This window comes from Thalassoroseus sp. (assembly GCF_984380535.1).
Genome location: NZ_CFHRBF010000019.1, coordinates 47,985 through 71,392, shown reverse-complemented (window position 1 = coordinate 71,392; position 23,408 = coordinate 47,985). Strand labels below are relative to the sequence as shown.

At 53.5% G+C, this 23,408-nt stretch carries 21 protein-coding genes, 1 tRNA gene and 1 pseudogene; 3 read left to right on the top strand and 20 right to left on the bottom strand.

The window, feature by feature from the left end; all coding sequences use genetic code 11:
* Positions 1–14: 14 nt before the first annotated feature.
* From AC5DDB_RS23810 to AC5DDB_RS23800, 3 genes are all read right to left on the bottom strand, one after another.
* A complete protein-coding gene (locus tag AC5DDB_RS23810) occupies positions 15–4,871 on the bottom strand; it encodes a PVC-type heme-binding CxxCH protein (protein ID WP_491742258.1) in 4,857 nt (1,618 codons plus the stop codon).
* Between the two features lie 112 nt (positions 4,872–4,983).
* Positions 4,984–7,530 (bottom strand): M1 family aminopeptidase, encoded by a 2,547-nt coding sequence (locus tag AC5DDB_RS23805; protein ID WP_491742257.1) that lies wholly within the window; start codon positions 7,528–7,530, stop codon positions 4,984–4,986.
* Between the two features lie 119 nt (positions 7,531–7,649).
* On the bottom strand, positions 7,650–7,865 hold the full coding sequence (locus AC5DDB_RS23800; protein ID WP_491742256.1) for a hypothetical protein: 216 nt from the start codon (positions 7,863–7,865) through the stop codon (positions 7,650–7,652).
* A 201-nt stretch (positions 7,866–8,066) separates the two neighbouring features.
* On the opposite strand from AC5DDB_RS23800, the gene AC5DDB_RS23795 reads away from it, so the two are divergent.
* Entirely contained in the window at positions 8,067–8,576 is a 510-nt protein-coding gene (locus AC5DDB_RS23795; protein ID WP_491742255.1) for a hypothetical protein, read from the top strand.
* A 200-nt stretch (positions 8,577–8,776) separates the two neighbouring features.
* On the top strand, positions 8,777–9,739 hold the full coding sequence (locus tag AC5DDB_RS23790; protein ID WP_491742254.1) for a prenyltransferase/squalene oxidase repeat-containing protein: 963 nt from the start codon (positions 8,777–8,779) through the stop codon (positions 9,737–9,739).
* A 239-nt stretch (positions 9,740–9,978) separates the two neighbouring features.
* On the opposite strand, the gene AC5DDB_RS23785 is transcribed toward AC5DDB_RS23790, so the two are convergent.
* The 13 genes and pseudogenes from AC5DDB_RS23785 to AC5DDB_RS23725 form a co-directional block, all read right to left on the bottom strand.
* Positions 9,979–12,612: an amidohydrolase family protein gene (locus AC5DDB_RS23785; protein WP_491742253.1), complete on the bottom strand. Its 2,634-nt coding sequence runs from the start codon at positions 12,610–12,612 to the stop codon at positions 9,979–9,981.
* A 144-nt stretch (positions 12,613–12,756) separates the two neighbouring features.
* Positions 12,757–12,838 (bottom strand) — tRNA-Leu (locus AC5DDB_RS23780).
* A gap of 294 nt (positions 12,839–13,132) precedes the next feature.
* A pseudogene (locus tag AC5DDB_RS23775) lies at positions 13,133–13,948 on the bottom strand (tyrosine-type recombinase/integrase); the annotation flags it as partial.
* An 806-nt stretch (positions 13,949–14,754) separates the two neighbouring features.
* Entirely contained in the window at positions 14,755–14,949 is a 195-nt protein-coding gene (locus AC5DDB_RS23770; protein WP_491742252.1) for a hypothetical protein, read from the bottom strand.
* Complete coding sequence (locus tag AC5DDB_RS23765) at positions 14,946–15,218, bottom strand: hypothetical protein (protein ID WP_491742251.1); 273 nt, start codon at positions 15,216–15,218, stop codon at positions 14,946–14,948. Before AC5DDB_RS23765 ends, AC5DDB_RS23770 begins: the two co-directional genes overlap by 4 nt.
* Positions 15,211–15,540, bottom strand: coding sequence for a hypothetical protein (locus tag AC5DDB_RS23760; RefSeq protein ID WP_491742250.1), 330 nt, complete (start codon positions 15,538–15,540; stop codon positions 15,211–15,213). Before AC5DDB_RS23760 ends, AC5DDB_RS23765 begins: the two co-directional genes overlap by 8 nt.
* The gene (locus AC5DDB_RS23755) at positions 15,533–18,139 is read right to left on the bottom strand and encodes a phage/plasmid primase, P4 family (protein WP_491742249.1); all 2,607 of its coding nucleotides are present in this window, start codon (positions 18,137–18,139) and stop codon (positions 15,533–15,535) included. Before AC5DDB_RS23755 ends, AC5DDB_RS23760 begins: the two co-directional genes overlap by 8 nt.
* Complete coding sequence (locus AC5DDB_RS23750) at positions 18,136–18,549, bottom strand: hypothetical protein (protein WP_491742248.1); 414 nt, start codon at positions 18,547–18,549, stop codon at positions 18,136–18,138. Before AC5DDB_RS23750 ends, AC5DDB_RS23755 begins: the two co-directional genes overlap by 4 nt.
* Positions 18,550–18,687: 138 nt before the next feature.
* Positions 18,688–18,924 carry a helix-turn-helix transcriptional regulator gene (locus AC5DDB_RS23745; protein ID WP_491742247.1) on the bottom strand — a complete coding sequence of 79 codons (237 nt, stop codon included), beginning with the start codon at positions 18,922–18,924 and terminating at the stop codon, positions 18,688–18,690.
* Positions 18,914–19,147 (bottom strand): hypothetical protein, encoded by a 234-nt coding sequence (locus AC5DDB_RS23740; protein ID WP_491742246.1) that lies wholly within the window; start codon positions 19,145–19,147, stop codon positions 18,914–18,916. Before AC5DDB_RS23740 ends, AC5DDB_RS23745 begins: the two co-directional genes overlap by 11 nt.
* A 261-nt stretch (positions 19,148–19,408) precedes the next feature.
* The gene (locus tag AC5DDB_RS23735) at positions 19,409–19,663 is read right to left on the bottom strand and encodes a hypothetical protein (RefSeq protein WP_491742245.1); all 255 of its coding nucleotides are present in this window, start codon (positions 19,661–19,663) and stop codon (positions 19,409–19,411) included.
* A gap of 342 nt (positions 19,664–20,005) precedes the next feature.
* On the bottom strand, positions 20,006–20,584 hold the full coding sequence (locus tag AC5DDB_RS23730) for an HNH endonuclease (RefSeq protein WP_491742244.1): 579 nt from the start codon (positions 20,582–20,584) through the stop codon (positions 20,006–20,008).
* Entirely contained in the window at positions 20,581–21,048 is a 468-nt protein-coding gene (locus AC5DDB_RS23725) for a hypothetical protein (protein WP_491742243.1), read from the bottom strand. Before AC5DDB_RS23725 ends, AC5DDB_RS23730 begins: the two co-directional genes overlap by 4 nt.
* Before the next feature lie 158 nt (positions 21,049–21,206).
* Here AC5DDB_RS23725 and AC5DDB_RS23720 point away from each other — a divergent pair, with 158 nt between their 5' ends.
* Positions 21,207–21,440, top strand: a complete 234-nt coding sequence (locus AC5DDB_RS23720) for a hypothetical protein (protein ID WP_491742242.1) — start codon at positions 21,207–21,209, stop codon at positions 21,438–21,440.
* A 53-nt stretch (positions 21,441–21,493) separates the two neighbouring features.
* Here AC5DDB_RS23720 and AC5DDB_RS23715 read toward each other — a convergent pair whose 3' ends face one another.
* The 4 genes from AC5DDB_RS23715 to AC5DDB_RS23700 all read right to left on the bottom strand — a co-directional run bounded on the left by AC5DDB_RS23715 (position 21,494) and on the right by AC5DDB_RS23700 (position 23,268).
* Positions 21,494–21,910 carry an ASCH domain-containing protein gene (locus AC5DDB_RS23715; protein ID WP_491742241.1) on the bottom strand — a complete coding sequence of 139 codons (417 nt, stop codon included), beginning with the start codon at positions 21,908–21,910 and terminating at the stop codon, positions 21,494–21,496.
* 74 nt (positions 21,911–21,984) lie between these two features.
* A complete protein-coding gene (locus AC5DDB_RS23710; protein WP_491742240.1) occupies positions 21,985–22,383 on the bottom strand; it encodes a hypothetical protein in 399 nt (132 codons plus the stop codon).
* A 73-nt stretch (positions 22,384–22,456) separates the two neighbouring features.
* Positions 22,457–22,849 (bottom strand): hypothetical protein, encoded by a 393-nt coding sequence (locus AC5DDB_RS23705; protein WP_491742239.1) that lies wholly within the window; start codon positions 22,847–22,849, stop codon positions 22,457–22,459.
* 149 nt (positions 22,850–22,998) lie between these two features.
* Entirely contained in the window at positions 22,999–23,268 is a 270-nt protein-coding gene (locus tag AC5DDB_RS23700; protein WP_491742238.1) for a ribbon-helix-helix domain-containing protein, read from the bottom strand.
* Positions 23,269–23,408 lie beyond the last annotated feature (140 nt).

The following is a 23,408-nucleotide window of genomic DNA, read 5'->3' as shown; positions in this document are numbered from 1 at the left end:
TTTGGGCGGACAACTTAGTCGGCTCTCGTCGGGGTCAAGCGGATCTGTTTTAGGTCGAGGAGGTATTGTTTCGGCATCGCTGTCGGTATCAGTCGGACTTGTTGCTCTCCGCTCGACAGTTGCACTTGCCCGAGATCGAGTTCGCGGTAGTCATCCCAACCGTTCGTCTTCTTGACCTGCCCCGTTACCGCCACTGGGCCGAGTTGCAGCTTCAGTTGATTGCCGGCCATTTGCGGAGCACAGGCATAAGTCAGTTGGACTCGATATTGGCCGGAGTGCGGCACGCGAACACGCCAAACGGCATAATCATTCATGCTCCCCCAGAACCCCAAGTTCTGATACTGCTGCTCGAAGACTAGATTCGGCCCGTAAATCTCGCACTGACTTGCCAAGAGCTGCAGCGAAGAATCCTCGTTCGCTTCCACCAGCATCGGGGTGTTGCCCTCGAACTGTTTCCGCCCTGCCCCCGCACTCGCCACAAATGCAATGACGTCGGCCAGGTCTTGAGGACTCAAATCCTTTTCCAGCCCTTCCGGCATTGCCGACTTCTGCGTGCAAATGAGTTCATCGAGTTCTCGTCGAAGAATCTCGACTTGCTTCGCTTCGGGCATCACAAGCGAAATACTGTTTCCGCTTTCACTCGCCAATAACCCGGAATAGGTGAGGCCCTCGGATGTCAAAGCCGTGTAGCTGAGAAACTTGGATTCTATCGCGCGGTTCGGATCGAGAATGGCCGTCAACAAGAACTCGGGCGATGTGTTTTTGAGTGCCGCCAAATCCGGTCCGACGACGTGCCCGGTCCCCTGCAAACGATGACAAGAGGAACAGCGTTGTTTGAACACAGTTGCTCCGGCTGGCACTTGGCCGTTCATCGAGAGAACACCTTGATACCTCTGCAGCACATCCTCGCGGTTGGAATCGATCGAAGTTGCAAAGACCTGTTCAGCAACTTTCCGCAATTCCTGGTTGGAATGATTCAGCAGGCGTTGTCGTCTTGTGGAGTCGATCTCGTTGGTTTCAATCGAACCTGCTTGCAGTGCTTGGAGAAGTTGTCGCGTCAATCTCGGTCGGCTGAGACACGCATCGAGACTTTCCCCTCGTACCGCTGGGCTAAGTCCGTTCCAATGATTCGATAACACTTGAAAACTCGCGTCTGCATTCGCAAGGTGGCTTAGTGTTTGAACGGCTGCCAACTGTATTTCGACTGGCTCTTGCGGAACGAGTAACTTCGCGAGTTGCGTTTCGATTGTCTTATCCATCGGCAGCACCGAAGCAACGACGCTCCAATAGCGAAGAGAAGCTAATCGTAGTGGAATGGGTTGATCACGATCGAACACATTCTGGTAAGCCGCCTTCGTCAACGAACCAAGGGATATGCGATTTGCCCGATGATCAAACTCGTTGAACAGTTTCTCGGCGGCTTCTTTGCGATCCATGGCCTCCAACATAACCGCGATGGCCTGAAACTGAGATGGCTTAAAGTCACTCACTCGATCCCCTAAAACGAGGCGGACTGCTTCATGCTGAGTATCGATGGTTCCCAGCCGTCCTGCCATCTCTAAGAACTGCAATTGCAAGTCGTCGGTCTTGCCCGGGTGACTTAATACCACTCGAAGACATGACGCAAGATTCTTTTGATGAAGAGAACTTAAGACCGCAGCCAACTGGTACTGATCGTTGAGTTTTTTGATCGCTAGTTTTCCAAGAACTTCACCACTTGCCGCCTCTTGCCACTCACCCAATGTATAAGCTAACTGCAATTGAATCTGTGGATCATCATCGGCGACAAGTTGAACAAGTTCTTTTGTGATACGAGTGGACTGGATGACGAACTGTTCTGACAAGCGAATCGCATGGCGTCGAACTCCCGGATGCGAGTCCGCAAGTGACGCTAACACGATATCGGAAGTGAGAGCCTGCAACCCATCGAGAGTACAAAGCGCGTGGAGACGAGCGACGGGATTCGAGTTGGTTTTCACCATCGTTTCGAGTGATTCCACGACCGACAAATCTTTGCGAGCGACTAGCAGACGTTGACAGAGATCCCGTTGCCAACCGTTTGAGTCGTCAAGAGCAGCGACCAACTGCTGAGCCGACAACTGCTCGAAGTTCATGACCGGTCGCGTACGAGTCCCGACTGGCAACACTCGATAGATGCGTCCCATTGTATGACCGGCATGCAGGTCGAGTCGGTCTTGCCATTCCTGGGGAATCCACTCCGGGTGTTCGATGACATGTCGATACATGTCGGCGATCCAAAGTCCACCGTCCGGTCCGGTGCGAATCATAGTCGGTCGGAACCAGTTGTCTCGCGAACGCAGAAACTCGGATTGCTGCTCGCCTGGCGCTCGTTCACTCGAAAATGTTAGTCCCCGGGGTTGTACAATTTCGCGATGAACCAAATTATGCACCGGCTCGGAGACGAAGGAGTTCCCAGAAAACTCTGCACCGAGGACATCATCCCGATAGATCATCGCACTACAGGCCGAGGTAAATCGATTGACTCGATTGAAGTCATTGAACCGCTCAAGTGTGCGACTGATCGGAAAACAAGGAGCTGCTCCCGGCGTCTGGGAAACTTGCACAATAGAACCGGGAGAACTGAGATAAGGATTGCGACTGAGGTATTGTTCGTTCAATACGAAATGGAACATTGGGTTGCTGTTATTGCATCCAAACCAGTTCCCCCAGTCGTCCCGATTTCGGCCAAATTGCGTGCGGCCGGACTGGGTTTCTAATTCTCCGGTTTGCGGGCGAATGCGAAAATCGCGTCCGCTGATGTCGACGACTTTCTGAGTCTTCATCGAACGAATCTTGCCGTTGCTGTCTCCGTTCGCACAGTAGATCCAATTATCAAGCCCCCAACGCAAACCGTTAACGCGATGCTGCTGATTCCCTTCACCAAAACCTGTGTATAGAACTTCCTTCTTATCGGCGTGTCCGTCGTGATTGGTGTCCGCTAGGTAAAGGATATCCGGGGCGGCTGTGACTAGGACTCCGTCATTCCAAGCCATCACGCCTGTCGGATAGGGAATGTTGTCCGCAAATAGCGTTGACTTGTCGTACTGACCGTCTTGATTGGTATCCTCAAGATACCGCACCCGTCCACCGGATGACTGATCGGCTTCGTTCTTGAGAGGATAGTCTCCCATTTCGACCACCCAAAGTTTTCCGTCCGGCCCCCAATCCAATGCGACCGGGTCCATCACAAGCGGTTCCGCCGCAACGAGTTCAACTCGAAACCCAGGTCGTGTTTCTAAGAGTTTCAGGCTGGCTGTGGGCGACTTGGCTGTCGGTTGTGTGTTTTCGAGAAGTTCATCGAACGTTCGCGTTTCAATCAATCCTTCGTTTTTGTTCGTGTCTTCGTTCTGCCAACATAGCATGCGTGAATGAACAAAGAATCCATTATCACTACCGTCAGCCCGCGTAATTGGCGGCAAGGCGGCATCAGTGTTTTCTTCGCCTCGTGTGCCGGCAAGAATCTCCCGATTCCATGTCGCGGTTTTCGAATCGTATAGCCAAATCCCATAGCGTTCTGCATTTGATAGGACGAGGTCTTGATGTCCATCTTCATCAATATCAACGAAGCGAACACCAGAACTCGCTTGGTTAACAACCTTCGATCCATCTGCTAGTTGAATGACGGAGTTCTTCGTTTTGTTCTTTCGACTTGCTAGCCACTGTTGGACGTCTTCGGGGTAATCTTCTGTCTTGATTGTTTTCCAAGTCGAGTTCTGTGACTGCCAAACTTTGATATTTGGTTGGTCGTCGTTCATCCGCAGGACATCGAGGAAGCCGTCTTGATCGACATCTAGCAAGCGAATGTTATTGTCATCTCCAACGTCATTTCGGATCGAGTGTCCGTCTAGCAGATGCTTGTCGAGCCGTTCCTGTGCTTCACGGAATGTTAGGAACTTCACTTTAGAGCCATGCGTTTTGACGGCATGGTCAATCATTTCGACAACTTGATCGCTGCGAATCCAGCCATGCGGATGAAAAACTAGACAGAACACGCCTTGCTTCTCGACTGTGATGTCGATCGCGGCGCTCCAGTCCGTGATCGTTTGGGGATTGTTGACGCCGTGATGATGCTGAGCGGACCAATCACTCGGAGCCACACAAGGGAACTCCCAACACAAACGATTGATGATATACGGATAGGGATAGTTCTCGACATAGTTCACAAACTTGCGATCGACCGGCACATACTTCAAGAATCGTTCTTGACCATTGGCATCGAGTACAAGGTTCTTCGGTATCTGTGTGTCATCCGATGTGAAGACATTAAACACCGATGTATCGATGGTGAGAAAGTTCTGACTTTCTGTGGTGCGGTTGAAGATCTCTGCGAAGAATCGTGGACTAACGGTATTGAGGGAATCGCAGCAAGGAGTGCGAAATGCGACGGGTTTTGAATTGGCAATCTCGGCCATCCAATCAACACAGCGATCGTAAGTCGACTTAGCTTTGGCGAAATCGCCATCGTGCAATAAGGGACACGGGTGATCGTATGTGTGAGTCTCGATACTAAGTCCTTCTGCGAGCCATTGCTGCAGTTGATCGTCGCGTTGATCGATACGGTTCGTCATAATGCTCACGGGAGCCCGCCCGTCGATTTGCCGAAGCCGAATCAGGATTGGTCGCAAGTAGTCTTCGTATTTTTTTGTCTCTCGCATGTCGTCAATCCCTAAGATGACGACCGCTTCCACACCATCTTCACCAACCCACTGCGGCGTGGTCAGTTTGGGGAATGAGAGATTCGGATAATAGGGATTGTTTTCGTCGAGATAGGTAAAGCGTTCGGTCTCAGCATGGCACAACCCGCTTTGACTGATAAACACGATAACTAGTAGACAAACCAAACGTTTCATACTCTACTCGGTGAATGTGAGAGTCTAGAATTTGAGCGTGAGGAGTCAGCACCTTAGTCGAAGACGCTATCCCTGTTGAAACCGCGAAGCTTGATCTGGAGTCTTAGGACAATCATTTCGCTTCGAGTTTGATCAATCGATCTTCAACGCCGGCGTTTTGTTCGCGTAGTTCTTTCAATTCGGTTTGGAGCCGTTTGAGTTCCGCTTTTGGAGATTCGGCCGTGCGGATGGCCGCAACTGCTTTCTCGGCGGCTTCACGCACACGTCCGTTTGGATCATGCTGGGCCAAGGTTTCGACCACAGACAAAGCAGAGGTCGCTTGCCGTCCGAGCTTAAGAATCGCTTCCGCAATTGCGCGGCGAATTGTTGCGGTCTCGGATTGATCGAGGAGTTCGATCATGTCCTCCACAATTTGTTTTGTGTTGGACTCAGGAAAGTTGTGTCGAGTCAAGCTATCTGCGACCGAGGCGATCGCCGTCACGCGGGCATTTCGGGGATGGCCGCGACGGATCCACTCCTGTAACACTTCGAGCGCTTTTGGGTCGCTAGACTGCGCGAGCGATTTGAGGGCCGCTTTGCGAATGATTTCTTGCCTGGAATCGCGATCTAATGCAGCGATCAGGGGCTTTAAGTTCGGCTCGTCTTGGACTTTGGCAAGTGACTCGATCACAGCCGCCGTCATCGCTTCACTCGGATCGGTTCTTTGGGAAAGTTTCGTCAGGGCTTGTTGCGTGTCTTCATCTCTGACGAATTTGCCAAGTGCTTTCGCGGCCGCTGTTCGCACGCGGGCTTCGTCTTGCTCACATGCGGCGACGAGTGCATCTCGGGCGATGTCACCGCCAGCTTTGCCAAGCGTTTCTGCCGCTTCCACTCGCACGCCCCAGAAAGGATCATTTGCGAGCACCGTTTTCAGGAGTTCAACATCCGCCGACCGTTTGCTTTCCCCAAAATGTTCCACCGCACGTAAACGCTCGGGAACGGTTTCCCCATGGAGGAGTTGTTCTTTCCACCAGGCTTGCGGTTTGTTCTCTGTGATTTTGGCGAGCAGTGTATAGTCGGGATCAACTCGGATGGCCTTCGGTTTCGACGAGACCGGCACGTAGAATGTTAGACTCTTCGATGTGATTTTCCGTTCGAGTTTCTTCGATTCTATATCATCGAACTGAACTTCAATTGCTAACGGGAATTCGAAGGCGTCTTCGTCTTGTGTTTGTTTGATTTCGACCTTAAGTAGCTGGTCGTCAACTTCATAAGCCGATCGCACGTCGAGTTTCGGGTGCCCTGGTCGTTCGGTCCAATCGTAGAAGAACCGTTCTAAGGAATAGCCGGTCATGCGTTCCAGGATTTGCCTGAGGTCAGTCGTTTCGACGGACTGATACGCATAGACGGTGCCATAACGTTGAATGGCACCGAAGAACTCTTCGTCTCCGAGTTGGCTACGAAGCATGTGCAGAATCCAACCGCCCTTGGGATAAGACCGCGAATCGAACATGGAATACGGACGCGGATAACGACGATCGACAACTGGGCGTTTGAGGGCTGTGCCGCTCCGAGCCGACTTGCTTTTCTGCCAAAGAAGATAGTCGCGTTCGTCGCGTCCAAGTTTGTATTCCCACCAGAGCACTTCGCAATAAGTTGCGAATCCTTCATTGAGCCAAAGGTGCGACCAGTCTTGGCAGGTAACGAGATCGCCCCACCATTGATGCCCCAGTTCGTGAGCAATCAAGCGGTCGGGAGTGCTGTCCAGCAATGCGGTTTCCCCATGCATCACACTTTGATTAAGGGTCGTCGCGCTCGTGTTCTCCATGCCGCCGAAATCAAATTGCTCGACAACCACCTGGGCGTATTTTTCCCACGGGTATTCGATGCCGAAACGTTTACTAAAGAAGTCGAGCATTTCGCGTGTGCGACCGAATGTACTCTGCGTTTCTTGCTTGTGATCGGGTTCCACGTAATATGTCACTGGCTTGCCCCGCCATGTTTCCTCGGTGACGACATACTCACCAACCGCGAGCGTGATGAGATACGACACATGCGGCTGACTTTGCTTCCAGTGGAACCGCGTCTTGTTTTCGGCGTCCTTGCGTGAGACTAACTCACCATTCGATAGTGCCTCCATTCCTGCTGGAACAGTGACGATCATTTCCGACGTCTGTTTCTCGTTCGGATTGTCGTAACACGGAATCCAATAGCGATTCGCAGTCGGTTCCCCTTGGCTCCATACAGACAACCGCACATTCGGTTCCGCCTTGGTGGGCTGAAAGAAGTGCAAACCGTCCTCGGGCTCTCGCACCTGGTAATGCACCGTGAGCAGACAAGGCTGTCCGCGTTTCACGGACTGTGGAAATTCCACGGTGAGTTGTTTGCCATCGTATGTGGTCGCGAGTTCCTTTGGCTCTGCGTCTTGTAGTCCCCCGGTAACGGCAGAAATCTCGTGATCGACGGCATCGAGCGTGATCGTTCTCAGTGGTCGCAACGGCGTGAAAAGCAGAGTCGCAGAGCCGGAGACCATCTTCGCTTCGAGATCGACATCCAATTCCAGCCGGATGTGTTGGACATCCACCGGACGATCAGCAGCGGTTCGCAGTGGTTCCTCAGCGTAGGCACAACGAAACACACTACAGATCAACAAGTGCAAGACGATCAGTCTCAACGACATCAAAACTTCCTTCGATTGGCTAACAACAACATTCACGCGGTTCATGTTCACGCAAGACCGCGTGGTTGTCTAGGCATCGGAGGAATTTGATGTCTTCCGGTCAAAAACGACCTCCCTCGTCACTCGACCCAAACAAGACGACCAGTCGAGAACGTAGGACGCCGATCACTTTCAAGATCAGCAGATGACAGTGACGTTTGAATCTCTGAAGTCAGTTCGATTTCGTCCGGCTTCCCGCTCATCCAATACACCGCGAAGGCGGCATGACCGGCCAACTTGGCAACTTCAGCGATGAAATCAGCCGCTCGGTCGTCCAATGCAATTTGCTCGGTCAATTCGCGCAGCGGAATCGATGGATCTCCGTTCCGTCCCGAAAATTGACTGGCCTGACTACGGCGAGTATTCTCAATGTAAGCTGTTGAGAGATAACCAAGTTATGTTGTTCCTGCGCCCGCACTTCATGGCCGGAACCTTCGCATCGGGTTCATCGTCATACTCCACATAGCCACGGAATACCGTATTTTAAGGAGCCGACTATGCATCGCCGGATGTGCCTGATTGTTGTATCGCTCGCCAGTATCACCGCATGTTGTTTCGCGTGTTCGAACGTGAATACAGACGCCGCCACGACCGAAAGACCAAGTACGACCCGCAATACCGTGAACCTCGACGAAAAGCAGGCCGCCGATGGCGTGAAATATGCCTGCATCCTCTTTGACGGAAAACAGGGAAACAAAACGGTCGTTGAAGGGCGGATTCCACGAGCACAATTCGTCAAGTGGTTCAAGGAAGACTACCATGTCGGTGGAGAGCGAGTCGAAACTCCTTCTGACGCGAAAGTAATCGGTGCTTTGGTCTTGACCGATGGTGATGAGATCCTCGTCATGCCGATGCATTCGTGGAGTATCCGGGGCTTCACAAGTTTCGCGTGTCAGTCAATTGAGATTGGCAACGCACCTATGTTCTCGGTGCTGGAAGAATCCAAAAAGCAGTTTCTCGCTACAATGCAGACGCGACTTAAACAATTGTCAAAGCCCACAACATAACAATTGCGTGAACCGGAGCGGCGAATCACGCGGAATCTGAAATCAACGCGTGACATCGCCGCCTGGTTACGCTGGTCGTTAGCAGTGAAGGCACCGCCAAACAGATCGCCTGATGCGTAGCGTCGAAGTCGCTGTGCGGTTGGGTTTATGATTATGATATGTGTGTCAACTCATAACTCGTGTCGTGAGAGAGTATTGCTATGTTCACTGCGAGTTCCATTTTGGCGTTGGCGGTCGTTGGCGTGTTGCCAGCGGATGCGCCGACGAACGATCAGGTTCAAGAGGCCGTACAGCGCAGCATTCCCTACATTCAGGAGAGAGGTGCGTGGTGGATCGAAGAAAAGAAATGTGTTTCCTGCCACCGTGTCAACACGATGGTTTGGAGCCTGAACGCCGCTCGGCGAAATGGCTTCGCCGTCAGTGACAATCTCGACGAGTGGCTCAAATGGGCGGTGGATTCCTCGCTCTCGACGAACGACAAAGGCAAAGTCGTTGGCCTCGGAAATAAAGAAGGCGTCGCTCAGCTTGTCTTGAGTCTGGATCGCAACGCGGATCAAGACGGCAGCCGCGGGGAACTCGCTGCGCTGCTTCTGGACGGACAACAACCGGATGGCTCGTGGAAACCGGGCGGACAGCTGCCATCGCAAAAACGCCCTAAGTCGGAGACCGCCAGCGTTTCCACGATGTGGCTCACGCTGGCACTCGTCAACGAAGGCCCCAAAGAACAGGCGGCTCCCGCGGTCCAACGGGCGATGAAATTCATCAAACAAAGCCCGCCAGGAAAAAGCACAGAGTGGTACGCCGTTCAATTGCTGCTCGCCGCCCAAAGAAACGATCGGACATCGCGTGATCAGTTTGTGAACGAACTGCGCAAACAGCAACAAGCTGACGGCGGATGGGGTTGGCTCGTTGGCCAGAAGAGTGATGCATTGGGAACTGGGATGGCCATGTACGCGTTGGCTCGCGCGGGTGTGAATCGTGAAGATCCTTCGATCAAACAGGCCCAGCAGTTTCTTGTCAGCACTCAGGGCGACGATGGTTCATGGACCGTTCAAGGCACAAAGGCCAAAAAGAAAGATCACGTCCAAGAGACGGCTGTTTACTGGGGCACAACGTGGGCGGCATTAGGGCTGATGGCCAGTCTTCCCGACTTGCCGAAATAGGCTTCAAGAGATATTGCCAATGGCGAAATAACTGCTAACCATTGCGTGAACCGGAGCGGCGGTTCAGGCGGAATGTGAAGTCGATGTCAACTGCCGCCGCCCGGTTACGCCAAACGTTACCGGCCCACGACCTTTCCCCGCTCCCACGCGAAGGAAACCCGTTCCACACGGCTAACCATCCTGTCCTTGCGGAGAGAAAAAACGCCCAGCACATTCGCGATTCCTCGGCGGTTCGAAATTCACCAATTACAGCACGGCACTTCCGGGGCAGTGATTTGCCAGCGTTTCGCGAATGGAATCGGCTCGCGCGTTTCCCGGTCGTAGACGGTTTGGCCATCGACAACCACGCGTGTGACGTGCGTGGCATGTTCGAATGGGTCGCCATCGTACAGGACGAGATCGGCGACTTTGCCGGCTTCCAGGCTGCCGTAGTTTTTGTCGATCCCTAAGAGTTTGGCGGCGTCGAGCGTGATGGCTCGCAACGCCCGATTGACACCGAGCCCATAAACCGCTGCCATCGCAGCTTCGTACCGCACGACCCGCGACTTCGGCACGTAGTACTCGATGCCACTGGTGAGCGCGAGTGGAATTTCCTTGTCGGCCAAGAACAGCGGAGTGCTCATGTGCGAATTGATCGTGTCCAAGCCACCAACGCGTTGCATTACCGGATGCACAAACACCGGCACATTCGCCGCTTTGATCTCATCAGCCACGAGGTACGCTTCGGTCGCTTGGGACAACTCGCCATCTAAGTGAAACTCCTTGATCAACCGCAACGCCGTCAGCAAGTCTTCCGCTCGGTGAGCCGAGAAGAGTGCTTTGGTCTTTCCGGAAATCACATCGCCCAATGCTTCCAGCTTCAAATCCCGATCGGGAGTTTTCGAGGAATCTTTGTCGGCTAGCTTGAGTTTGCGTTGGTAGTTGACGGCTTCAATCAGGGCTTGTCGCAAGAGTGCCGCGGTTCCCATGCGGGTTTGCGGTTTCTTGCCGTCGTAACTCTGTTTCGGTGCATCACCAAGATTGAACAACATCGCATGCGGGAACTTGAGCATCATTGACTCAACCTGAGAACCATGCGTGCGAAACACACCGGTCGCTCCCGCAATCACATTCGCATCTCCCGGGCACGCATGCACCACCGTCACGCCCTGCTCCAACAGAAACCGCAACAACGGTTCGCCGGGGTTGAACGCATCCAGCACTCGCACGTCCGCCTGATTTGGGTCGCTCTTCTCGTTGGCTTCCTGGTCGGCGGGAATGTTGTACTCCCCATTAAGCGGAACGACGCTGAAGGCGTCGATCAGCCCCGGCGTGACTGCAGCTGCGGTCAATACAGGGGCATCTTTGGCTGCCTCGGGAAGATCACCCTGCGGACCGGCGAATACAATCTTCCCGTCATTCACATAAACCGCACCGTTCGTGATCGGTTCCGCCGACACTGGAAAGAGTCGGCCTGCCAACACGACGAACCGTGAGTCCGTGTCCTTCGGCTGTGCCACTCGCGGTGGAGCGGCAGGTTCCACCGGTTGCTGAACCGTTGCCAATGGTTCGGGCAGTGACGGAATCTGAGAGGGATTCTGCAAGTTGAACCCGCCGACTTGGTACCGCTGTTGATCTTCGTCTTCCGAATTGAAAACCGATTGGCCATCGATGAATGTTTGCAGCACGCGGGTGTAAACGCTGAACGGCGGACCGCTGAGGATCACGAAATCCGCGTCTTTCCCAGCAGCGAGCGACCCGAGTCGGTGATCCAAGTGCATTGCTTCGGCCGCATGCAGCGTGACCGACTTCAACGCTGTCTGTTCATCGAGTCCCCCACGGACCGCCGTTGCCACGGTTCGCAGCAGAAATCGACTTTCGGTGATCGGATCATCGGTGTTGATGAGCACTTTCACGCCGCGACTAGCCAACTCCGCCCCGCATTCCTCGATCAAATCGACGACTTCCTGCTTTCCGCCGGGGCTGTCGACCACTGTCATCGAAACCGGCACACCCGCCTCTGCGATCGCATCGAGCACCTTATAACTTTCGGTGCCGTGCTGAATCACAAGTTCAAACCCGAACTCTTTCTTCAACCGCAGCGTGGTGAGAATGTCGTCCGCACGGTGCGTATGAAAGTGGACCGTCCGTCGCTTTTCCAAAACTTCCACGAGCGGTTCCAATCCGAGATCGACATCCGGCGGAGTCGCGTTGGCATCGGTGGCCGCCTTCGTACGATATTCGTCCCACTTACGCTTGTATGCCTGTGCTTTCAGAAACTCCGCCCGTTGCAACGCGGCCAATTTCATCCGTGTTCCCGGCGCTTGGCCTTTGCGGCCGTACGACCGTTTCGGATTCTCGCCGTTAGCCATTTTGAGTCCGCCCAGAACGGTCTCCGGCTCGACTAGCATCTGCTCGGGCGTGTACCCCCGAAGTTTGATGTAAATCGTTTGCCCGCCAATGACGTTCCCACTGCCAGGCATCACGTTCGCCGTTGTCACGCCACCCGCGTTCGCCATGCGGATGCCGGGATCGTACGGGTTCAGCGAATCGAGCGCTCGCACCATCGACTGCACCGGCCCGGTCATTTCGTTACCGTCGCTATTGCTCGGCACACTCGGCCGCGAATACACGCCCAGGTGCGAATGGGAATCGACCAGTCCGGGAATAATCACCTTCCCACTCGCATCCCGCGTCTCGGCATTCTCCGGAATCGTCACATCCGCAGCCGAACCGACAGCCAGAATCTTTCCCTCCGCGACCACCAGCACGCCCTGCTCAATCGGCGTGCCTTCAGCCGTATGAATCGTCGCGCCGGTGTAGGCAATCGGCGTGTCGGCAGCATTGGCTCGGAGCGTCGTTACCAACAGAAAGAAAAACAGAAATCGCGACATCACAAGGCTTTCCAGAGCATTCCCAGGGGTCAAACCGTCAAGAGATATCTGACGGAAACGCCCCGCCGTTTGCAAGTGTGGCCCCCCAACCCCACAAAAAAAGACTCACGACAAATAGCCGTAAGTCTTTTCTAATATCCAAGATGCGAGAGACAGGACTTGAACCTGCACGTCCGAAGACACTAGATCCTAAATCTAGCGCGTCTGCCAATTCCGCCACTCTCGCGTGGGAACCAATTATTTCGGTTTCGCGTTTCAAATGCAATAGAGGAAAGGGGTTCCGATCCTTTTCGCTTTCAACGCTGATTTCGACGGGTTTACCCAATCTTCCGGATTTCGGCATTAAGCGGCATTGTTCGGCATCTGTTTTGGTCGAACTGTTGGTCAAACGATTATTTTCTCGTTCGCCGACAGCTTGTTGAGCATCCGTGGTTCCCGTCGCCCGCAGAGATTCTGACTGTGCCGGAAGTGTCGGCAGCTTGCCCACCGACGTGGACAAATCCGTTAGGCTCAAGTGCGTGTAATGGTTCGCTGTCAGTTTTGGGTCAGAATGTCGGGCAAGCTTCTGAGCCTCTTGAAGCGACACACCAGCCCGCCCGAGTTCCGTGATAAATTGCCCGCGCAACGCATGAAAGTCAAAGACCCGGCCATCGTGGTCCTCATAGGCGAGACGATCCGATCGTTCCCGATGTTTGCGTTCGCCGTCGCTGTCGGCTTCGTTAATCCAAGCGGCCCGAGCGTTGGCCAAGTCTTTTCGAAGCATCTTCGCACCTGCCCGGCTTTCCGCCCACTTGCTTGGCCAGAGACGAATAGCGGCCCGTCGTCCACTGATCGGCACGATTTCCACAGACTTTTGTTGCTGGGCGTCTCGCTCTTCAATCCAAACTCGTATGCGAGCAGCGAGTTCGTTATGTAACGGGAGAACATCTTTCCGGCGATGCTTCGAGTATCCAGCTTCAACCGTCACGGTCGGCGGGTTGGTAGCAAAGTCGAAGGATCGATCCGTTAAGCTGGCCAATTCCGATGCCCGTAAGCCCGTGAATGCGGCGACCGTGTAGAGCACAGCCCGATCGGGACCGGAGATACCCCGCAATGGCTTGCCGGCGATTGTCGCTGCGATAAGACGCTGGAAGTCGTCGCGGGAAAGGGAACGCCGACAACGCCGAATATCGGGTTCCGCGTTGAGTCGATCGAGATGGGCCACCGGGTTTTCGTTTGTACGACGATCCTTCACGAGCCATCGACAAAAGCCCTTGAATGCTGTTAAGTACGCATTACTTGTCGAGATACCGAATTCGCCGACTGCACGCTGATCCGCCAGCCAAACCGGAATCATCGAGGCTTTGATATCCGACAGGAAGACGAACTTGCAACCGGCAACGATCGATTCGATCCGTGCGATCGTAGTCTGGGTATGCTCGGCCGAATTGTTCTTGGCAGCTAAGTGCTTGCGATAATCGGCGATGTGCTCCGTCAGGTTTCGTGCCTCGGCAAGAGTCCGCGGATCTAACATCTTCCATCTGGCCAGCTTCGACTTTAAATCGCTGTCGATGATTTGGAGCCAGCCAGAAATCTCGGCGTCTGGCGGTTGATTCATAGCCACGAATTGTGCGAGCCGTTCGAGCTTCCGCCCGAGTTCCTCGGAAAGCTTCTTGTCTGTAAAGCCCGGCACCTTGCGGAACGCCCCGGTGTGATCGCGAAATTTGACCGTCAATTTGGAAGACTTTTTCTTTTTGCCGTCAGCCGTTTTATAAGTCGTCCGATAAACACTTGCCATTTGCCCCCCCTATTCTGAAAAACTTTGCTACCTAAACCTGTCCGCCGCCACAACCTCGATCACTGGGGTTATGTCCGTTCCGCAATTTCGACCGCCGGCATTCTAATGATACGCGTGTAGCACCCGGCCTCAGTACAACGGAACAACCTGTCTGCCTCTCGTTTGTCCGCACCCAGGATCAGAGCAGTCAGATGGAAAAAGCCGTCAATGTCGGACTGATAACCACGCTGGTGATGATCAGCGGTCGACCACCCGGCCCGAACCTTCGCCGCTGCGTGTTCAATTTTATCCCGTGTCAGGACGCTCATCGATCAATCCAGAAATGATTAAAAGTGCCTCTACACGCGCGTAGCCCATAAACAGTCTCACAACTCACTTGCATAGGCTTTTTCAGACGCCGCTGTCGATTCGGAACCTTTTTCCGGGACTTCCTTTATATGGGTGCATTTCAGCCCGAACACCCGTAGCAACAATTTCAAGGCTGATCGCAACCGTTGAGCCACTGGCACGGTGCTGTCACTGCCCGACAATCGAATTTCGAAGACACGCCGAGTGCTCATTCTTTCAGATCCTGAAGAAGTAATCCGAGCGTTTCCAGGGCTGCCACACCATTTACGAGAGCCGCCCGGACTTTATCAACGCCTTCCGCCAGAGAGTTCTCAGTTCGCCCCGCACCAACTGCATTGTCGATCGATTGGGCCAAGTACGCAGAACCGCACAGAATAGCCTGGGCGATTGCGTGCTGGCCGCCGTCAGGCAAATTGGCAATGTCCTGCTGGAGGCGGCCGGTGTACCACGGGTGATGGAATTCAAAGTTAGGCTCAGTCATGAAAAAGGTCCTTTCGTGCCAACCGTTCTGCTTCGTCAGGAAAAAGCCCACCATCGACGACCATGATGGCAACGCGGTCGGCTAGCAATTCGTCATAGTCCGCTTGCATGGCTCTTTTCAGTATGTCGTCTGGCTCGTGGTAGGAGTGATCTGCACCATGAACACCATTAACTCCATCAGTTCCCATATCACCCTTAACACTCCAAATTTGAAGACAATTAGGACACTGAACCCGAATGTCCTGAAAGTCCTTAGATTTTGTGTGCTGTAGGTGAAGTGGCATTTCATGGTGTTCATGGTGTTGATGGTGCAAACTAGACATTCGCTGACTCCCAAATCCCCGAATAACCCCATTGGCGGTTGAACTGCCGTCGTTCCGCATTAGGGAATTGTCGTTTGATTTCGCGGCCAAAGTGTTTGCCGTTCAAAGGGTAGTAGCCGTTTGCCTCACACCATCGGCGATAGTCGTTGTACGTGTCCTGAGTAAGGATGTGGGCTTCGGGATTTGTTGTCGCCTTGTAGAACGTAGCGAGATACTCCCCGGCTGGATTGCAGTCGAGTTTGTGTTCGGCTACAGCCTTCTTGCAGAACTCAGATTCCGTGAACCGGCCTTGTCGTTTGAGTCGCCGCAATCCTTCGATCGACCAGTTGAAGATTCCAGGAAGTTCGCCTTGTTCCTTCCACCATTCGGGACTATCCATCCCTTGAACTTTCTCATGGTCTTCAATCTGAACCATGAACGGCATTTGAATCATTCGACGCCACAGCCCGTTCGATCGGTCAGTGAATCGTGGCAGATTATTTGTGGCAAGCATCATCCGAGCCGTTGGCATTGCCTCAACAACATCCTGCCTTTTGCGTTCGAATTGCATCCGATCACCCGAGGTGAATGCCTTCAAATGGCCCTCAGCAACCTTATCGATCTCGCCGATTTCCGGCACAATGTTCGCTAGCTTGCCGAGCGTTGCGAATAGCTGGAATCTTCCGCCAATCACTTCCAACGGAACATTGCTAACGTTGGCCTCTCCCAGCACTGCCGTTAAAACAGCACAGACTACGCTCTTGCCGTTCGATCCCTCACCAACCAACAAGAGAAACTTCTGGAACGATGTATCGAACACAAGACACAAACCGAACCACTCTTGCAAAATGTTGATTCGTTCCGCGTCGGCTTCCAAATTCCGTTCTAGGAACGCATACCACTTCGGGCACTCAGCTTTCGGATCGTAGCTATATGGCAACGCAACCGTTGAAAACCAATTCGGCGAACATGGCACAATGGCATTCGATTGACCCGCGATGTATTGCGTGACGTTCAGAACGCCGTTTTGCAGTCCCGTGAACTGATCACCGGTGGGTTTGCGGTCTACCCAGAACGGACGGTCACGGTCATTTGGTTGGATCGTTAGCGATTTGACGCATTCGAGAACATTGGTGATCAACGCCTTCGATGGTTTCAGTGCAACCACGTCTTCTTTGCCAGCAGCAACGCGGGCTTTTGCATCCAAATCAAATTCAGCTTTTGCCAAGTTCGTGAGTGATGCACGGACCTCTGATTCAGTCATGACAACATAGGTCGGTTCCCGATATTCGAAGAATTCTTCACGATGAAAGGTGACTGTGCGAGTCTTGAGCCAAAGGCGTGCAAGCCGGTGCGGGTCATTGACTTCTTCTGGCACGCCGTTGTCGCTCTCAATCGATTTCGCCGCTGGCTTCGGCAATGAATCAATCCAGGCGTCAGCTTCATCGTCGTAGAGTGTCCGGATTGTACCGCCTGAAGTCAGAACATCGTCGATGCCTTTTCCGTCAATTGGATCCCACACATCAATTCCGACCGTCAGACCGACATGTTTCAATTGCGAATACAGTGCAGTCAAACACTGAGCAACTGCGCCCTTTTTCGTAGCGTCCGCGTCGAATGCGATGCGAACATGCTCTACACAATGATCTTGAACCCACTTGACCGCTGCTCGATGAAACGTGACGCCAGGAATCCCTATGTAAGGAATCCCGTTGTTCTGGCTAGCAATCTCAGCTTTGAACTCGCCTTCAGTGATGCCAATCACGTCACCGATTTCGACCGACTGCGGAAAGTAAATCGGGGCGCCTGGTGACGGCCCACCATCTTTGGCACTCGAAACATAAAGATATTTCGGGCCGTTTTTAGTTGAGTCCCGCCGAACTCTTAACGCGACAATACGACCTTTTTCGTCACGGACGGGAATCAACATTCCTGGCGATCCGGCGAACGTGAAGTATTCGTTTCCGTCGTCATAGTGACGGACAACGAAACCAGGAACAGAAAGCGTTTTCTCTCTACCGTGTTTATTGACAATGTGATTTGCACGCTGTCGCCGTCCACCCTTGGGCAGAGTCCGCAACTTCATTCGATCGATTTGCTGTTCCGTCAAGCCACGGGCTTCGACGTTCGCGCGATGCTCTTGTGATAGCGTCAGCGAGTCCAGGAATTCAGTATAGACTTCATGACGATGGTCTAACGCTTGTTCGTCGATCTCGTCTTGCTCAACTGTTGGGAACGGAACACCAGCCACTTCCGCAAAATGTTTCCGTGCGTCTCGCCAGTCGGCGAAGTGACCGTGCTGCGCGGCGAACTCAAAAAACGAGATGGCCTTGTCGCCGGTTCCTCGATCGGTGTACTGCCCTCGATGCCCATTAGCACCGACGTTGATTGCTGCTGAAGGATTCTTCTCGTCACGGTCGATTGAATAGCACGACAACCAACCGTTGACATTCTCTTTGCCGGAGGCAAACTTGACTCCAAGCCGTTCGGCCTCGTCGCGAATGTTGAGCGCCGACAGAATGTCAGCTTCGAATTGGTGGTAGTCTGACGTTGACGGTTTCTTTTCGTTCGCCGTTGGTTCAACTTCGTGAAGTGCTTGTATTGCTTCTGTAATGCTCATGCCGACACCTCCCACATTGAGAGGGCCGCTTCGGTCAATTCGTCAATTTTCGGTTGCAAGCGTTCGGCGTCATCTTCAATTGGCCAAGTGCAGACGACCAATTCGGCTAGTTCGCCGCACGGCAACTCGGCCTGATAGCGATGATCGGCTAGCGTCAGTTCGCCAACTTCATTGACATAAACCGCCGCTAGTTCGGGGTAGGAGTCGCCTTCGCACAAACTCGCCACTATGCCGACGATCGGATAGACCTCGTAGCCGCCACCCCACACCTGGACTAGTACCATCCGTTGCGACGGAGTCGCTAGGCTAGTTGATAGTGCTTTGGGTTCTTTGGCCCATCTTGAATTCAATGCCTGAACCCGCTCATTGAGCGAATCCCCGTTGATTCCTCGTTTGGTTTGACTTACCATATTCTCCAGACAGCTTGCCCGCTGCTCGAAAATTGAAGACGTCCGCATCACCCCGGTTGCGGGCGTTTTCGCATTTATGGTTTACTGGTTTCCGCCCGAGCCCCCCCGGAATGGGCGACAAACTTCGCACGAACTCGATCACCGTGAAGGTGATTTCTTGACAGCGTCCCACCGTTCCCGAGCAGGGCCGCCAGCTGCAAGCCACGCCCGCAACTCGTCGACGGACCATCGAGGCGATTTGCCTAACTTGATCGGTTCCGGCACTCGACCGGCGGAATTCAGGTCTCGGAAATGCCGCTCGGAAATTCCTAGTAAGGCGGCGGCTTCTTTCGCATCGACAGCAAGCCGGTCACCAGGTTTAAGTTCATTGACCATCGGTTTCGCCTCGTTGCTGACTCGGGTATTCATCCTCGCCATGTTCATCGAGATACTTCAAGAAATCGGCACCCATGACGAAGCCACGCCCGCCGGCATATCGCACACGCAAGCCTTTGCGTCGTGCTTGACGCAATGAGTCGCGGCCCCAACCGGTCATCCGGAAAAAGACCTCCAGCGGGTAAGCAGTGCCGCCGGTGATTGGTTCAAGAGTCGGAGTCACTTTCACCTCCAAAAAATGAAGCGTATGGTGCTAGGTTCGCCCTAGCGTTTTTGCAGTATCGCACAGACCCAAAAGCCCTCCCCAATAGGAATCTTCAAACTTTTTCCCGGGAATCCGAAGATTCTTTTTGAACCGTCCGTGCATGAAAAAACGCGGCGGAATCCCAGTGGAAACTGGGAAAAGCCGCCGCGTCGGATCACGCGCTGAAGATGGCTGTCAGAGAAAACATTGTTGTTGTCGGTTTTCGCAGGTCGGAAAACCTTAGACGTACTCTTTTATTACCGGTGGTCTAGGCCGCCGACGAGTTTTGGGCTTTGGTGTTGGTTTCACGCCCATTTGCCGGCGACGTTCGAACGCTTCGATCGAGTCAAGGCAGATGCGGTAAGTGGGACGACCAACGCCGAGCCGCTCACTCACATCGATGCCAACCAACTCACTAGCCCTGCACAACCGCGTGACTTGCGCAGAAGTGATGCCAAGCCTTGCCGCCGCTTCCTTGGTTTTGATGTAACTCATCGCATTGACCTCCATTTGTCCCGAGAAATCCGTCACCGCTACGGCAGCGGTGTTAAGTTCAGGGTACCAAAGAACGCCCCGCCACCCGAGTGAGCGACGGAACGAACTTTCAAGACATCATGCCCGCAGTGAAACTTGCTTCAACCGCCGATCATTTATGTACTTTTGGAGTTCCGAACGGAGGTACAAAGCCTCCTGGCCAAGCTTCACCCAGGGGACTTCATGCCCCCCGTGGATCTCCATACCTGTAACCGACCTTCGGTTGTACCGAGAAATTCTGTCACTTCTGGGGGAGTCATTCGGTCTTGACCAACGGAATGCTTTCGCACTGGCAACAAGTCGTCATTGGGTTCCTTTCCAAAACTTGAGGTTTACGGTCCATCGCCGCCGATGCGGACGTCCAAGAATGTCGTTCGCCCACTCTTGCGGGCTTCGATCGGCTTTGACCTGATTGCATGCATCACACGCAATGACAGCATTGTCGTCGGTGTTCGACCCGCCTTTAGAAACCGGGATGACATGATCCAAAGTTGGTGCGTTCGTCGGCTTCCGACAGTATCGGCAACGACCGTCCCAATTCGAAAGCAACCGCCCACGTATTCGCTGCTGGGCACCCTTTGATGGCCGTCGGGATTCTTGACGTTTTCGCCGCTGTTTCCGTTCGGCTTTCGTAGCGTGCATAAACGCGAGTCGCAACTGCCAAGCCGGTTCTGGATCGGTCGCATTCCGCAGGTCGCTCAAGTCTTGCCGAAGGCGACGCACCAGTTTTAGGAACCATGCGGGGAGTTCCAAATCGTCCGCATTTTCCACCAAATCGCACAGCCGGACAAATGCGAGCCGAGTCCGCTTGACCAATCGAACGGTCCGGCGATCGACTTTAATATCAGGTTTTGGGACAGGAAAAAGGGTTTGCTGCTTCATCGGCTCGCCTCCTTTCGAGCCTTGCGAGTCTGACGGTCACGGTCGAGCCTCGCTAATGCAATTTGAATCTCGGCGAGGTTGTTTTCCCAGACGGCGTCGGCTCGCATCGCCTCAACTTGCTCCGGGCCGATCCTCGTGTCGAACGTATCGCCAATCTCGTTGCGTTCAGGTAAAGTATCATCGTGGTCGACGGGGGGAGCGATGCGAACTTCGTCTCGACCGTAAAACCGAGATTCTTCGAGCAGCGTCAGGCCAAGTTCGACCGGTAGCAAAAGAATCTCATCAGCGGAGAGTCCATGCGGTGAGAGATAGCTTGCGATCGCATGCGATTCGATCCGACGAAGAGGTTTGCCGGGATTCGATCTTCGCCAGCATTGCAACTGCTTGGCACTCGGGGAAATCCGTACGTCTTTCGTGGCCACGTCGAGACGCGGCTTGCCACATACCGGGGTATCCTGGTACATTGGCATCTCCCTAAAACGGGGACAACGAGCGGTAAGGGACAGTCGCCAAACTCAACCCCTGCCGCTCAACTTATGAAATAACCTGAACCAATCAGGTTTAACCTCCGTTGCATTTTGATTGGAGTAGCATTCAATCAAAATAGCGAGGGAGATTTTCTATGTCAACGCTGGTTTATGACGTCATGCCGAAAAAAAAGTCCAAGGACGGACGCGGTGGGCCTCGGCCTGGATCTGGGCGGAAGCCTATCGGTGATGAAAAGATGGTGCCTCGAAACGTGTTGGCATTGCCAGCCCAGTGGGACCGCTGGCGAGTGCAGGCTGATTCGCAGGGCGTGTCGCTAAACGAGTTTATTCGTAGTGCCTGTGATTCTGCATGCGAATCCGATGATTGATCGTTGGGTGTTTCAACAACCGATTTGGAATCTTTTCATCGGAAGTGTCAGACTCACACTTCGAACGTCCACACGTTAAGTCGACCTTGGATCCCGGCGATCGCTTCGTTCAACCAAACTGGATTGGTCAGGATCCAGCATTCGGGACCGATCGCATGTTGGATTTGGTCCTCGGTCCATCGGTCTGCGATCTTACAGATCTCTTTTGGACAACCTCGACGGTATGACAGAAGTAGATCGAAGGCGACGATATCAACGAGCTCGACATGGCCTATGATTGCTTGCGTGAGTCCGTTGCCGACATAATCCGACTGACTGGTCCACTCCCGCTCGGCAGTCTTGGATGCCCATTTTGAAGCGTGAATGTAAAGCCGGCCGCGATGCTTCGTCCGCCATGTTCGATTCTCCACCGGTTTCCGGCCAGAGAGGATTAAGTCAGCATACGGTTGCTGAACTGACAGGACTTTCATCACATTCGTCTCCTAAGAAAAAAGCCGGCCAGTTGAAGACTGGTCGGCAATGTGTTCAAAATCAACTCAACAGATCACGCAGTTCTTGCTTCGGCGTCGCGCCGATGGAACTCCGAGTGAACCGATTCTAGTAGCCGACGAAGTTCACGACGAGTCAACGAACTAAGACTGAGACGTCCAATACCGTCGCAACAATCGCATTGCCATTCGACCGGACCAACAGGCTGAATCCCACCGTTATCGATCGCGTACTGGCGAGCGTCGACTGTTGAAAAGCCTTTCTGCATCGCATGATAAACGAGCGATTCCCATTCGCGAAATTCCCGATCATCCCGTTCGCAGTAACCGGCTCCATCACAGATTTCGCAATTCAGCGAGATTGCTGTGATTCGCTCACGAGCCGGTTTAAGTCGTGGCGTCGGAAGCTTCGTTGCTGCACCTGCCAAGCCACGTTTTTCTGTTGCTGTTGCCATGTCCGCCACCTTCGTTCAAGGTCGGTTGTGTGAAACGGCCAGCGACATTGCCGGCCGCGAGAAGTGTTTGTAGTCAATTATCCAGGGAACACGATTCGAGCCAGGCGAGTCGGTCTTCCTGAGCGGCCTGAAAAGCCGGTTCACCAACAGCGAACCAATGATCGCGAAGCGTCGGATACGCTTCTTGTAATCCAAAACCACCATGGGAGAAGTTGCGAATTTTCAGCAGCTTGCCATAGCTCAGTCCGGCATAGCTCGCTTCGGTGCTCGCCAGAATCCAATTGGCTTTTCGCCGCGTCGATTCGCTCAGCTTGGCTTGCTCGGCTTCCGTGTTGTTCCGTGCGACGCCAGAGCCTTTGCATTGAAAACAAACGCCATTGGCGTAGTGGCCGAACGCTTCAATTTGGCCTTTGCCACCGCACTTCCAGCATGTCACGGATTCGACTGTCAACTGGTTGGTACTCACTGTCATCACCTTTGTTCAAGGTCGGTGTCGCTTCGATGATCAGTCGTCGCGAATGAACTCATCGGCATGCCACTAGTGATCACTTTAGGCAAATGCAAGGCACTAGTCAAGTGCATTGCATTAGTTTTTTGAAAGTGGGATTTTCCCGGCTACTCGCTTCGTTTCCGACCGTTTCCAGCGAGTTTTCCGCCAACTTTTCCAGCCGCAGAAGCCTGTTCGCTTCCTTCGGTCCACTCAGGGTTCCCAATCGGCGATTCTGCATCGATCAGCAATTGCTTCGGTATCGACTTACGGCGAAACATTGCTAGAAGACACGCTTTTACGACCGTTGATCGTTTCGCGCCGTTTTCCTCCACCAGTCGATCGAGTTCCGCGTGGAAGTCGTCGGGCAGCCGTACTGTCAGATTCCGCGAGTTCATTTAGGGGTACCTGTTTCGGTTCGCTGCAAAGCTAGTGCAATGCAATGATCGCAGAGTAACGCCCGGCGGTCAAGAACCACCTGCCACTACACTCGCTGGCAGCCTCACTGGATCTAGTGTACACTTCGAAATTGAGTATT

Coding starts and splice junctions, on each gene's coding strand:
- AC5DDB_RS23810 (WP_491742258.1), bottom strand. CDS start 4,871: ATGAAACGTTTGGTTTGTCTACTAGTTATCGTGTTTATCAGTCAAAGC.
- AC5DDB_RS23805 (WP_491742257.1), bottom strand. CDS start 7,530: ATGTCGTTGAGACTGATCGTCTTGCACTTGTTGATCTGTAGTGTGTTT.
- AC5DDB_RS23795 (WP_491742255.1), top strand. CDS start 8,067: ATGCATCGCCGGATGTGCCTGATTGTTGTATCGCTCGCCAGTATCACC.
- AC5DDB_RS23790 (WP_491742254.1), top strand. CDS start 8,777: ATGTTCACTGCGAGTTCCATTTTGGCGTTGGCGGTCGTTGGCGTGTTG.
- AC5DDB_RS23785 (WP_491742253.1), bottom strand. CDS start 12,612: ATGTCGCGATTTCTGTTTTTCTTTCTGTTGGTAACGACGCTCCGAGCC.
- AC5DDB_RS23770 (WP_491742252.1), bottom strand. CDS start 14,949: ATGAGCACTCGGCGTGTCTTCGAAATTCGATTGTCGGGCAGTGACAGC.
- AC5DDB_RS23765 (WP_491742251.1), bottom strand. CDS start 15,218: ATGACTGAGCCTAACTTTGAATTCCATCACCCGTGGTACACCGGCCGC.
- AC5DDB_RS23760 (WP_491742250.1), bottom strand. CDS start 15,540: ATGTCTAGTTTGCACCATCAACACCATGAACACCATGAAATGCCACTT.
- AC5DDB_RS23755 (WP_491742249.1), bottom strand. CDS start 18,139: ATGAGCATTACAGAAGCAATACAAGCACTTCACGAAGTTGAACCAACG.
- AC5DDB_RS23750 (WP_491742248.1), bottom strand. CDS start 18,549: ATGGTAAGTCAAACCAAACGAGGAATCAACGGGGATTCGCTCAATGAG.
- AC5DDB_RS23745 (WP_491742247.1), bottom strand. CDS start 18,924: ATGGTCAATGAACTTAAACCTGGTGACCGGCTTGCTGTCGATGCGAAA.
- AC5DDB_RS23735 (WP_491742245.1), bottom strand. CDS start 19,663: ATGAGTTACATCAAAACCAAGGAAGCGGCGGCAAGGCTTGGCATCACT.
- AC5DDB_RS23730 (WP_491742244.1), bottom strand. CDS start 20,584: ATGAAGCAGCAAACCCTTTTTCCTGTCCCAAAACCTGATATTAAAGTC.
- AC5DDB_RS23725 (WP_491742243.1), bottom strand. CDS start 21,048: ATGTACCAGGATACCCCGGTATGTGGCAAGCCGCGTCTCGACGTGGCC.
- AC5DDB_RS23720 (WP_491742242.1), top strand. CDS start 21,207: ATGTCAACGCTGGTTTATGACGTCATGCCGAAAAAAAAGTCCAAGGAC.
- AC5DDB_RS23715 (WP_491742241.1), bottom strand. CDS start 21,910: ATGAAAGTCCTGTCAGTTCAGCAACCGTATGCTGACTTAATCCTCTCT.
- AC5DDB_RS23710 (WP_491742240.1), bottom strand. CDS start 22,383: ATGGCAACAGCAACAGAAAAACGTGGCTTGGCAGGTGCAGCAACGAAG.
- AC5DDB_RS23700 (WP_491742238.1), bottom strand. CDS start 23,268: ATGAACTCGCGGAATCTGACAGTACGGCTGCCCGACGACTTCCACGCG.